The 11,621-nt window shown below is 64.4% G+C and carries 10 protein-coding genes; 6 read left to right on the top strand and 4 right to left on the bottom strand.

The features are described 5' to 3' along the window. Window positions 1-354, top strand: a 354-nt coding sequence (locus AC16XC_RS11095) for a VOC family protein (RefSeq protein WP_484034719.1), incomplete at its 5' end; no start/stop codon positions are given. Window positions 355-368: 14 nt separating this feature from the next. On the opposite strand, the gene nhaA is transcribed toward AC16XC_RS11095, so the two are convergent. Further along, on the bottom strand, window positions 369-1,574 hold the full coding sequence (gene nhaA / locus AC16XC_RS11100) for a Na+/H+ antiporter NhaA (protein WP_484034720.1): 1,206 nt from the start codon (window positions 1,572-1,574) through the stop codon (window positions 369-371). A gap of 455 nt (window positions 1,575-2,029) precedes the next feature. Between nhaA and AC16XC_RS11105 the strand changes: the two genes are divergently transcribed. From AC16XC_RS11105 to AC16XC_RS11125, 5 genes are all read left to right on the top strand, one after another. After that, window positions 2,030-3,433, top strand: a complete 1,404-nt coding sequence (locus tag AC16XC_RS11105) for a glycosyl transferase family protein (RefSeq protein WP_484034721.1) — start codon at window positions 2,030-2,032, stop codon at window positions 3,431-3,433. After that, window positions 3,430-4,500 (top strand): hypothetical protein, encoded by a 1,071-nt coding sequence (locus tag AC16XC_RS11110; protein ID WP_484034722.1) that lies wholly within the window; start codon window positions 3,430-3,432, stop codon window positions 4,498-4,500. The genes AC16XC_RS11105 and AC16XC_RS11110 overlap by 4 nt, the downstream gene beginning before the upstream one ends. Before the next feature lie 149 nt (window positions 4,501-4,649). Then, on the top strand, window positions 4,650-5,564 hold the full coding sequence (locus tag AC16XC_RS11115; RefSeq protein WP_484034723.1) for a sulfite exporter TauE/SafE family protein: 915 nt from the start codon (window positions 4,650-4,652) through the stop codon (window positions 5,562-5,564). Next, complete coding sequence (locus AC16XC_RS11120; protein WP_484034724.1) at window positions 5,561-6,328, top strand: TIGR02186 family protein; 768 nt, start codon at window positions 5,561-5,563, stop codon at window positions 6,326-6,328. Before AC16XC_RS11115 ends, AC16XC_RS11120 begins: the two co-directional genes overlap by 4 nt. 86 nt (window positions 6,329-6,414) lie before the next feature. Then, on the top strand, window positions 6,415-8,106 hold the full coding sequence (locus tag AC16XC_RS11125; protein ID WP_484034725.1) for an ATP-binding protein: 1,692 nt from the start codon (window positions 6,415-6,417) through the stop codon (window positions 8,104-8,106). 23 nt (window positions 8,107-8,129) lie between these two features. On the opposite strand, the gene AC16XC_RS11130 is transcribed toward AC16XC_RS11125, so the two are convergent. From AC16XC_RS11130 to AC16XC_RS11140, 3 genes are all read right to left on the bottom strand, one after another. Further along, entirely contained in the window at window positions 8,130-9,608 is a 1,479-nt protein-coding gene (locus AC16XC_RS11130; protein WP_484034726.1) for an MATE family efflux transporter, read from the bottom strand. Continuing rightward, window positions 9,605-10,396: a 7-carboxy-7-deazaguanine synthase QueE gene (locus tag AC16XC_RS11135; protein ID WP_484034727.1), complete on the bottom strand. Its 792-nt coding sequence runs from the start codon at window positions 10,394-10,396 to the stop codon at window positions 9,605-9,607. Before AC16XC_RS11135 ends, AC16XC_RS11130 begins: the two co-directional genes overlap by 4 nt. A 205-nt stretch (window positions 10,397-10,601) precedes the next feature. Next, the coding region (locus AC16XC_RS11140) for a class I tRNA ligase family protein (protein ID WP_484034728.1) at window positions 10,602-11,621 on the bottom strand (1,020 nt) is incomplete at its 5' end.

Consider the following 11,621-nt stretch of genomic DNA (forward strand, 5'->3'; position numbering starts at 1 on the left):
GAAGTCAGGCGAATGGAGAGCGAGAAGGGCCGCTTCACGCTGATCTTCCTTGCCGCGCCCGGACAGGAAGACATCGCCGAAATCGAGCTGACCTATAATTGGCCGCCCGAGGATGGCGAGCCGGAAGTCTATGATGGCGGGCGCAATTTCGGCCATCTCGCCTATCGCGTCGATGACATCTATGCGACCTGCCAGCGGTTGCTGGATGCGGGGGTGACGATCAACCGCCCGCCGCGCGACGGGCACATGGCCTTCGTCAAGACGCCGGACGGAATCTCGATCGAACTCCTCCAGGACGGCCATCTCGAGCCAAGGGAACCGTGGGCGAGCATGGAGAATGTCGGCAGCTGGTAACTGCCTGGCCCGACTCAGGCTTGCGCGGCGCGCTGTTCCGGGAGCGTGGTGCTCAACCGCAGGATAAGATAGCCCAGAGCGGCCGAGATTGCCGAGCCGACCAGGATTCCGAGCTTGGCCTCCTCGATCAGCAGCGGCGTGTTGGGGAACGCCAGGGCGGAGATGAACAGGCTCATCGTGAAGCCGATCCCGCATAGCACCGAAGTGCCCCAGATTTCCGGCCAGGTCGAATTTTCCGGTCGCTTGGCGATACCGAGCTTGTCGGCGGCATAGACGATACTGAAGATGCCAACTTGCTTGCCGAGCACCAGCCCGCCCACGATGGCGAGCGTCAGGGGGTCGAACAATGCTTCGACACCCAGTCCTTCGAGCGCGACCCCGGCATTGGCGAAGCCGAACAGCGGGACGATCAGATAGGCGTTCCAGCCGACCAGCGAGTGCTCCATCTTTTCGAGCATGGAGTGCCCGTCGCGGCGGCGCATCGGGATAGCCAGCGCCGCCACGACCCCGGCGATCGTCGCATGGATTCCCGAATTGAGGACACAGAACCACATCGCCAGCGCGGCCAGCACGAAGGGGATGATCGAACGCACGCCAAAGCGGTTCAGCGCGATCATGACCGCGAGCACGCCCAGCGCGGCGAGCAGCCAGGCCCAGGCAAGGCTGGCGGTATAGAACAGCGCGATGATCATCACCGCGCCGATATCGTCGACAATTGCCACAGTCAGCAGGAACACCCGCAAGGAATTGGGCACGCGGTTGCCGAGCAGGCCGATCACGCCCATGGCGAAGGCAATGTCGGTCGCCGCCGGAATCGCCCAGCCACGGATCAGGCTCGGTTCGTGTCCGGCGATCAGCATGTATATGGCCGCCGGGGCGGCCATCCCGGCAATCGCCGCGAGCACGGGCAGGCGGCGAGTCTTGGCGTCCGACAAATTGCCGTCGAGGATTTCGCGCTTCACCTCCAGCCCGACGACGAAGAAGAACACCGCCATCAGTGCGTCGTTGATCCACAAATGGAGGTTGTCGAGCTTGGCGATCGGGGTCCAGGCGAGGGTCCTGTGGAACAGGTCGTAATATTCGTTCGCCAGGCCCGAATTTGCCGCCAGGATTGCCAGCGCCGCAACGGAGATCAGCAAGATGCCTTCAAAGGCATCGCTTACGAACAGGGCGCGGAACGGACGAACCGCGGACTTCAGGAAAGAGGGCTCTGTCGACATGCAGTCCAACCCTTTTAGCAATTGGCCCGCAGTTTCAAGCATTCATCGGCGAAACGGAGGATCGCACGGATTTGTCGGCGGGCAGTTGCCGCCTGGGTCGGCCCGCGACTGACCGGGCAGGATGCGGCACAATGGCCGGTCGCCGCCTGCCTTCGGGATGTGGACACCAGTCCGTCGCCGCCTTCGGCCAGCGCGTAAGCAATAGTCTTTGCGAATTGTTCGATAAATCTAAAATTGACTCGTCAAGATCAGCGATAAGATTTGACAAGGGATCTATAAATCGCGGGTTTGCATAATATCGATAGTCCTATTCCCATGCAGCTATAGCCGATTTGGATTGCATATATCCACTTAAGTCATGATCCATTTTGCAATTTATGATTCGATTCTTAGGATTGCCTAGGAAATATTTAGAGCCTAGCCTGTGTTCCGGACATTTGAGGGGAAATCGGCCCATGATCCTGGGAGGATTCACGGCGCTTGAGTGGCTCGCGCTCGCGGAGCACGAGTTGATCCTGTTCGCCGGGATCTTTTTCCTGATCGGTGCAATTGACGAATTCGCGGTTGACCTCGCCTGGGTCTGGTTAAAGCTGACCGGCAGGGTGGAGACACGCACAGTCGATCGCAAGCGGTTGGGCGAATGGGAACTCGATGCGAAAGCGGCGGTAATCATCCCCGCCTGGCAGGAAGCCGAAGTGATCGGCACCACCATCGCCCATGCGCTGAAAGTGTGGCCCCAGCGCCGGCTCCGGCTCTATGTGGGATGTTACCGCAACGATCCCGCAACCGTCGAGGCGGTCATCCGGGCGGCCGGCAATGATTCCCGTCTGCGGCTGGTGATCCTTGACCGGGCAGGACCGACGACCAAGGCGGATTGCCTCAACCGGCTCTACACCGCGCTGGAACAGGACGAGGCGCGGAGCGGCGAAGACTATCACATGATCGTGCTGCACGATGCCGAGGACATGGTCGACCCGGCCGGGCTGAAACTGCTCGAAGCCGGCCTGGACGGCGCGGAATTCGCCCAGCTTCCCGTCCTGCCCGAGCCGCAAGCCTCATCGCGCTGGATCGCAGGCCATTATGGCGACGAATTTGCCGAAGCCCATGGCAAGGCGATGGTGGTCCGCGATGCGCTGGGGGCCGGGCTTCCCGCTGCCGGGGTCGGCTGCGCGTTCGATCGCGCGGCGCTCGCCCGGCTGGCGCAGGAACGGCGCGAGGATGGCGGACCGTTTTCGGTCGAATGCCTGACCGAGGATTACGAACTTGGCCTCAGGATCAAGGCGCTGGGCGGCAGGGCGCGCTTCCTGCGCGCCCGCGGCGAAGACGGCCGGCTGGTGGCGACGAGGGCGTGCTTCCCGGCACGGCTCGACTTTGCCGTGCGCCAGAAGACCCGTTGGATTCACGGCATTGCCCTGCAGGGCTGGGACCGGCTCGGGTGGAGCGCGCGACCGGTCGAGCTGTGGATGCGAATGCGCGACCGGCGCGGACCGCTGACCGCGATCGTGCTAGCCGCCGCTTACCTCCTGCTACTGGTCGCGACGGTCCTGTGGGCCGCACGGCTCGCGGGCTTCGGGCGGCCATGGGAACTCGACCCGCTGGTCGAATGGCTCCTGGTCGTGAACCTCGCCAGCTTCGTCTGGCGCGCGGCGATGCGGTTCAGCTTTTCGGCGCGCGAATATGGCTGGGAAGAAGGCTTGCGCGCGATACTGCGGATCCCGGTCGCGAACATTATTGCGATCATGGCGGGCAGGCGGGCCCTGATTGCCTATGCCGGGACCCTCGGGGGCGCGTTGCCGCGCTGGGACAAGACGCCGCACCATGCCCATCCGGCGGCGATGGCGACCGGGGCAGCTTCATGAACCGCATGGCCGCCTATCGCGGCCAGCCACTGCTGGTGCTGGTGTTCCTGCTGGGCGCGTGGGTGATTGCCCGCATGCTGCTGTGGCAGACGCCCTTCACCGGCGCGCCGTTCGTCCATCCGTTCAAGAGGGTTGCCTCGGTCGAGCTGCCGCCAGCGCCGCGGACGACCGAGCCGGCGCAGCCGGGAGCGCCTTGGCAAGTCGGGTCGGCCGTCCTGCAACCTCGGGTGCCAGAGGTCCAAGGCAACTGGGCTGTCGCGCCCTTTACGGTGTCCGAACCGCCTGTAGCGACTCCGCTTTCCCTGCCGGTCGAGCCGGATCGGCGAGCGACCGCAGCTGCGCTCACGCCCCCGCCTGATCGCGAACCCGCGGCCGCCCCCTTCACCCCGCTCCTCGCCACCACCGGCAGGACGGCGACCGATCGCTGGTCGGCCGACGCCTGGCTGCTGCTGCGCGAGGATACGACCACCCCGGTCACTTCGGGGCGCGGGTCCTACGGCCAGAGCCAGGCCGGGATGGTCGTGCGCTACCGGCTCGCGCCCACAAGCGGGCACCGGCCGGTCGCCTATTACCGCGCTACCCAGGCACTGGCCGGTGCCCGGGAAACCGAGGCTGCGCTCGGCCTCGCCGCCCGGCCCGTCCCCGGCCTGCCCGTCATCGCGGCAGCCGAATTGCGGCTCACCCGCGTAGACGGGAATTCGTCTTTCCGTCCCGCGGCCTTTGCCGTCACTGAATTGCCGCCCTTCGATCTGGCCGCGGGGTTCACGGGCGAAGCCTATTTCCAGGCAGGCTATGTCGGCGGCGATTTCGAGACTGCCTTCGTCGACGGTCAGGCAAGGGCCGAACGCAAGCTGGTCGAACTCGGCGATGCCGAACTGCACGCCGGTGGCGGGGTCTGGGGCGGCGCGCAGGAGGGCGCGACCCGGCTCGATGTCGGGCCCAGTGCGACGCTGCGGCTCGAGATTGGCGGGACGCCGTCGCGCGTTTCGCTCGACTGGCGCTTGCGGGTTGCGGGCGAGGCAGAACCGCAAAGCGGCCCGGCACTCACGATTTCAGCCGGATTCTAGGGCATTATCGACCTTGATTGCATCAAGGCCGACGCGTCGGGATCCTGTCCTGCCGCGATTTCCAAGTCGCCAGATGATTCCATCCGGCTCGAAATCGCTCCAAGCGCTTTCGCCTTCAATCCGCCGCAACAACGGTCTAATCCGTTGCGATGGATGTCTACCTCCCAATTGCCAATCTGGCGGTCAACGGGCTGGTCATCGTCGCCCTTGGCGCGCTGACCGGCATCCTTTCGGGAGTGTTCGGCGTCGGCGGCGGCTTTCTCACCACGCCCTTGCTGATCTTTTACGGCGTCCCGCCGACGGTCGCGGCGGCCTCGGCGGCGAGCCAGGTCACCGGAGCAAGCGTTTCCGGTGTGCTGGCCTATACCAAGCGCGGCGGGGTCGACTACCGGATGGGTTCGGTGATGGTGGCCGGCGGCGTGATCGGTACCGCCATCGGTGCCCTGCTGTTCCGCCTGTTCCAGTCGCTCGGCCAGATCGATACCGTGATCGGCGTCCTTTATGTGGTCCTGCTCGGCACGATCGGCGGGCTGATGGCCAAGGAAAGCCTCGAAGCGATGCAGGCGATGAAGTCCGGCGTGGCGCCGCTGGCAAGGAAGCGGCGCCATCATCCGCTGGTTGCGAATTTGCCCCTGCGCTGGCGGTTCTATCGCTCGGGCCTCTACATTTCCCCGCTCGCCCCGATGATCCTCGGCATCGTCGTGGGGATTCTCACCATGCTGATGGGTGTGGGCGGGGGATTCATCCTGATCCCGGCGATGCTCTACATTCTCGGCATGAGCGCCAATGTCGTGGTCGGTACTTCGCTGTTCCAGATCCTGTTCGTCACCATGGCTTCGACCATGATGCATTCGCTTTCGACCAAGGCGGTCGATGTCGTGCTGATGATGCTCCTGCTCTTGGGATCGGTTTCGGGCGCGCAGATCGGCGCCAAGATCACCCAGACCGCCAAGCCCGAATATCTCCGGCTTGCCCTGGCCGGGATCGTGCTGATTGTCGCGTTCTACATGGCATTGCAGCTGGGCTGGCGGCCCGACGAAATCTACACGGTGGAGGCGTTATGACCCGCCGCCTGTTTGCCGGAGTCATGGCCATAGTGGCACTGGTGATGCTGGGCGGCCAGCGCGATCCGATCCTCGTGCCCGAAGTCTCGCAGCACGAGATCCAGGTGCGCCAGGGTTTTACGGGCACGGAGCTGCTGCTTTATGGTGCGATTCTCGACCCGGCCGGTTCCAGGGCAGGCGGCGAATACGACATCGTCGTGGTTCTCAAGGGGCCGACCAGATCGATCCGCCTGCGCGAAAAGCAAAAGATCGCCGGCATGTGGATCAATGCGGACAGCAGCGATTTCCGCTCGGCCCCCTCCTTCTACGCCATCGCGTCTTCGCGACCGATCCCCGAGATCGTCGACGAACGCACCGCCGCCATTTACGAACTCGGACTCGACTGGTTGCAGCTTTCGCCGATCGGTACGATCGATCCGGCCGAGCAGCGCCGCTTCAGCGACGGGCTGGTCGACCTGATGCAGCGACAGGGGCTTTACCAGCAGGACGATTCAGGCGTCTCGATGACCGAGCAGGTGCTTTACCAGGCCCGGATTGCGCTGCCGTCGAGCGTGCAAACCGGCAGCTATACCGCAGAAACCTTTGCCATTCGCGACGGGCGGGTGATTGCGTCGGAAATCGCGCGGGTCGAAGTGCGCAAGCTCGGTTTCGAGCGCTTTGTTGCGGTCTTCGCGGACAGCCAGTCCTTCTGGTACGGGCTGATCGCGGTGGCCCTGTCGCTGCTGATGGGTTGGATCGCCGGGCGCCTGTTCGCACTGGTCTGAAGCCAGTGGTTCGGTTGACGCGATATTAACCCCCTTCGCCCTATGACCCGGCGCATCCCAATGCGGGACAACGGGGTATCATCGCAATGACTGAAATGGGCAATCGACAGTTCCAACCGACAACGCCAGCGGCAGCTCCGCCGGAGCTTGAAAGGCAAGCGCCTCCGGTCAGCGAGAATGCGAGCCAGCCGATCGGCGTGGTGCTCGAGATCGCCGGTTCGGGCTCGATGATCGCCCTCGATACCCAGCGGATCACCGAATGTGCCGACGATCCCGATCCCTCGATTGCCCTGGCCGGCCAGGTCGGCAGCCAGATCAAGATCAAGGCCGCGGGCGGCTGGCTGCTGGCCAGCGTCCGCAACCAGAAGCAGGATCGCCGCGATGGCGGCGGGATTCTCGCCAATGTCGACTTCCTCGGCGAGGGCGACGAAGAGAAGCTCACCGGCAAGATCCACAGCTTCCGCCGCGGCGTCACCCGCTATCCGATTCCCGGCGCGCTGATCTATCCCGCCACCAATGCCGATCTGCGGCAGATCTATGCCTCGGACGGCCGCTCGGCGATCCAGATCGGGACCGTCTATCCGACTTCCGACATCCGCGCCGGCATCTATGTCGACGCCATGCTCGGCAAGCATTTCGCGCTGTTGGGTTCGACCGGCACCGGCAAGTCGACCAGCGCCTCGCTGATCCTCCACCGGATCTGCGAAGCGGCGCCGCAGGGCCATGTGGTGATGATCGATCCGCATGGCGAATATTCGGCGGCGTTCCGCAACACCGGCCTGATCTTCGACGTCACCAATCTCGAAATGCCGTATTGGCTGATGAACTTCGAGGAACATTGCGAAGTGTTCCTGACCTCGACCGGCAACGACCGGCAGGTCGATGCCGACATTCTCGCCAAATGCCTGCTCGCTTCGCGCCAGAAGAACAAGCTGGCCGACACGATGGGCAAGATCACGGTGGATTCGCCGATCCCCTATCTGCTTTCGGACCTGACCAATATCCTCCAGACCGAGATGGGCAAGCTCGACAAGGCGACCTCGTCGGCGCCTTATATGCGGGTCAAGTCCAAGATCGACGAATTGAAGGCCGATCCGCGCTACCAGTTCATGTTCTCCGGCATGCTGGTCGGCGATACCATGGCCGACTTCATCTCGAAGATCTTCCGCATGCCGACCGGCGGCAAGCCGATCTCGATCATCGACGTCTCGGGCGTTCCCTCGGACATCACCTCGACCGTGGTCGCGGTGCTCAGCCGGCTGGTGTTCGACTTCGCGATCTGGGGCCGCGAGGAAAAGACCTCGCCGATCCTGCTGGTTTGCGAAGAGGCGCACCGTTACGTCCCGAACGAAAAGAACGCCGACGGCTCCTCGGTCGGCAAGATCCTCTCCCGGATCGCCAAGGAAGGCCGTAAATACGGCATCTCGCTGGGCCTCATCACCCAGCGCCCGTCCGACCTTGCCGAAGGCGTGCTGTCGCAATGCGGCACCCTGATCTCGATGCGCTTGAACAACGAGCGCGACCAGGCCTTCGTGAAGGCGGCGATGCCCGAAGGCGCGCGCGGCTTCCTCGATTCGATCCCGGCGCTGCGCAACCGCGAATGCATCGTCTCGGGCGAAGGCGTATCGATCCCGATGCGCGTCTCGTTCGACAATCTCGAAGAGGCCAAGCGTCCGGCTTCGGAAGACCCGAGCTTCGTCGATCTTTGGCGCCAGGGCGGCGGCGAGGAAGAAGCGGTCTACCGGATCGTCCAGCGCTGGCGTTCACAAGGAAAATAGGGCGCAGGACAAGTAGCCCAAACTCATAGAGAGGGATTTATCCGGCCGGCGGGTTCGGCGTCCGCCTGGACCTGTTCGGCCGCCTCCTCCGCCGCTTCGGCCATCGCCCGCTCGCGCCAGTTGTAGTGGTAATAGAACCACCAGGCGAGGCCGAGCGAGGCGAAGGCCGAGACCGGGAAGCTCAGCCAGATCGCATCCGCGCCGAGCTCGCCATAGGTCAGGAAATAGAAGCCGAGCCGCACCGGGAACAGGGTGACGACGAGGATCATCAGCGGGATCCACACCGCCCCCCCGGCGCGCATCGTGCCGCTCATCACCATCGTCACCCCGAAGAACACGAAGTTCCACGCAGCAAGCAGCTGGATATGCACGGCGAGCGGAATCGCCGGGCTCCCGCGATCGAAGAACAGCATGAAGACCGGCTCGTCGAACAGCAGGATCAGGACGGTCAGCGCCCCGGTGAGCAGGAAATTGACGATCATCCCGGCGCGGGTGAGTTCGTCGAGCGCATGCCATTTGCGCGCGCCGATATATTGCGCGGCCATCGCGCTCACCGCCGCGCCGATCGCCATCGCCGGCATCTGGATATAGGTGAACACCTGCATCGCCGCGCCATAGGCGGCGGTCATCATCACGCCTTCGCGATTAACGAGGCCGATCACGATGATCCCGGCGGCGCTCATCACCAGCATCTGCGCGCCCATCGGCAGGCCCTTGGTCAGGATATATCTGAGCTCGTTCGCCGACGGTTTGAGATAGGCGAATTCCGGACCGCGCAGCCGCAAGGGCAGGTCCTTCGAATAGACGTAGAACAGCATGCCGGCAAAGCTCACCAAATTGGCGATGATCATCGCCACGCCCGAGCCGATGATCCCGAGTTCGGGGAAGGGGCCGATCCCGGCGATAAAGAACGGATTGAGCCCGACATCGAGCGCCACCGCCACGATCATGAAGATCAGCGGGGTGCGCGCATCGCCCGCGCCGCGCAGCCCCATGGTGAGGATGATCGACACGATCAGCAGCGGCATGGCGATGAAGATCATCCGCAGGTAATCGAGCGCCAGCTGGTAGGATTCGCCCGGCGTCGCCAGCACCCGCAGCAGGCCCGGGGAAAGCAGCCAGCCGGCGGCGGAGATCGCCAGCGTCAGCAGGAAGCAGAAGCCGATCGCCGTGCCCAGCGTGCGCCGCGCGCCGTCGATATTGCGGGCGCCGAAGCGCTGGCCGATCTGGACCGTGGCGGCCATGCCGAGCCCGAACCCGGCGCTGAACATCAGGAACATGATGATATTGGCGTTGGCGGTGGCGGCGAGCGCTTCCTCGCCGATCAGCTGGCCGACCCAGATCGAATTGACCGTGCCGTTGAGGCTCTGCAGGATGTTCGACAAGAGCGTCGGGATGCTGAAAATCAGCAGGGTGCGGAAGATCGGCCCTTCGGTCAGGTCGCCCAGCATGCGCGGCGGCCCGGAGCCTTTCTGGCCGCCGGCGGCCGGGGGCGAGGTCATGTGCCTCTAGTGTCGCCAAACAATTCGATGTGCAAGCGTTTGGACAAAGTCAAATTGTGGGTAAGGCACAGTCCCGCGAGCCAGGTTTCGCGTTGGGCCAGGGTTTCGGCGTCGGTCCCTTCGGCCATCAGCATGATCCGGCTCGAAGGAATGCAGTAGCGGTCCTTCAGGTCGAGCACCTCCTCGATGTCTTCCGGCCGGGCGACAACGAATTTGAACCACGCGCGCGGATGCGCGGTCCAGGCTTCCAACCGCTCGGGGATCAGGGCCAGCTCCGCCGGATTGCCGCTATGCGCGAGCTTGGGGCTGACATTGTACTGGCTCACCAATGCGTCGAGCCTGGCGGTCGGCGCGACTGTGCCATTGGTTTCGATCTCGACTGCGAGTGAGTCCCCGCGAAGGCGGGGACCCGTTTCGGCGAGGCTCCCGCCTACGCGGGAGCTCACAAGGATTTCAAGCATCACGGCGAGCGCCGCCGCCTGCAGCAGCGGCTCCCCGCCAGTGACGACGAGGCGCTCCTTGCCCAGCGCGGCGATCCGTCCGGCGACATCGGCCTCCTCGAGCGTGACCTGGTTGGCCTGGCGGTCATAGGCGATATCGTCGCGATGCGGCCGATTGTCGCCGGTAAAGCGCCAGGTATAGGCGGTGTCGCACCAGTGGCAGGCGAGGTTGCAGCGCGACAGGCGGACAAAGGCGCAGGGCTTGCCCATGCTCGGCCCTTCGCCCTGGATCGATGCGAAGATTTCCGCGTCGCCGCCGGGGGCATCGGTGGCGAGGATCAGGGGCATGAACGCAAACCCCTTCCCCCTCGATGGGGGAAGGATACGAAGCCTTGGCGCTGCAAGCGCCTGGGCGCAGTTGGATGGGGGTGATGGTGCCCTAGGCGACGCGCCATGAGGCGCGCGCACCCCCACCCAATTCCGGCTAGCGAGCAAGCTCGCAAGCCTGCGTAACCCTCCCCCATCGAGGGGGAGGGGCCGGACTGCTCCTCGCTCACCCCAGCCGTTCCAGCGCCGCCGACAGCCGCTCGACCTCGGCGGCATGGTGGGCATGGTCGGCGCGGGCCTTTTCGACCGCTTCGGGCTTGGCCTTCTCGACGAAGGCGGGGTTGTTGAGCCGCCCTTCGAGCGATTTGGCTTCCTTCTGCGAGGCTTCGAGCGCCTTGGTCAGGCGGGCCTTTTCGGCGGCGATGTCGATGATGCCTGCGAGGGGGATCACGATACTGTCACCCGCGACGCCGATCTGCATGGCCGCGCCAGCGGGCGCCGCGGAGAGCGATATGCCATTGAGCCTGGCCAGGCGTTCAATCGCTGAGCCATTTGCGGCAATCACCGACCGGGCGAGCTCGCTGGGTGCTTCGCAATAGGCATCGAGCTTGGCTCCCGGTGCGATGCCCAGCTCGTTCTTGGCCCCGCGTATGCCGCTGGTCAGCGCGATCAGCCATTCGACTTCCGCCTTGGCCGCCGCATCCACCCCGGCCTGCGGCTCGGGCCACTTCTCGGTGATCAGCGGGAAATTGGGCCGGTGCGCCATTTTCGACCACAATTCCTCGGTGACGAACGGCATGAACGGGTGGAGCATGACGAGGATCTGGTCGAGCGCCCAGCCGGCGACCGCCCTGGTTTCTTCGGCTAACTTCTTCCCTCCTTCAGCGGGGAGGGTTGGGGAGGGGGGAGTCCCGGCTTGCAATGCCCCTCCCCCGACCCCCTCCCCTGAAGGGGAGGGGGCAAGGATTGGCTTGATCAGCTCGAGATACCAGTCGCAGAAAGTGTCCCAGACGAAGTGGTAGATTGCGTTGGCGGCGGCATCGAAGCGCAATTCGGCCATCGCCTTATCGATCGCGGCCTGGCATTCGACCACTTCGCCCACGATCCAGCGGTTGACCGCGCTGGTGGCCTTGGGCGCGGCCAAATCCCTGGTGCCGCCGATCCCGTTGGCCTGGCAGAAGCGCGCCGCGTTCCACAGCTTGGTCGCGAAATTGCGGTAACCCTCGACCCGCTTCTCGTCCATCTT

The sequence above is a fragment of the Candidatus Andeanibacterium sp. genome, from assembly GCF_057143545.1.

Coding starts and splice junctions, on each gene's coding strand:
- AC16XC_RS11135 (WP_484034727.1), bottom strand. CDS start 10,396: ATGCCCCTGATCCTCGCCACCGATGCCCCCGGCGGCGACGCGGAAATC.
- nhaA (WP_484034720.1), bottom strand. CDS start 1,574: ATGTCGACAGAGCCCTCTTTCCTGAAGTCCGCGGTTCGTCCGTTCCGC.
- AC16XC_RS11130 (WP_484034726.1), bottom strand. CDS start 9,608: ATGACCTCGCCCCCGGCCGCCGGCGGCCAGAAAGGCTCCGGGCCGCCG.
- AC16XC_RS11105 (WP_484034721.1), top strand. CDS start 2,030: ATGATCCTGGGAGGATTCACGGCGCTTGAGTGGCTCGCGCTCGCGGAG.
- AC16XC_RS11120 (WP_484034724.1), top strand. CDS start 5,561: ATGACCCGCCGCCTGTTTGCCGGAGTCATGGCCATAGTGGCACTGGTG.
- AC16XC_RS11110 (WP_484034722.1), top strand. CDS start 3,430: ATGAACCGCATGGCCGCCTATCGCGGCCAGCCACTGCTGGTGCTGGTG.
- AC16XC_RS11125 (WP_484034725.1), top strand. CDS start 6,415: ATGACTGAAATGGGCAATCGACAGTTCCAACCGACAACGCCAGCGGCA.
- AC16XC_RS11115 (WP_484034723.1), top strand. CDS start 4,650: ATGGATGTCTACCTCCCAATTGCCAATCTGGCGGTCAACGGGCTGGTC.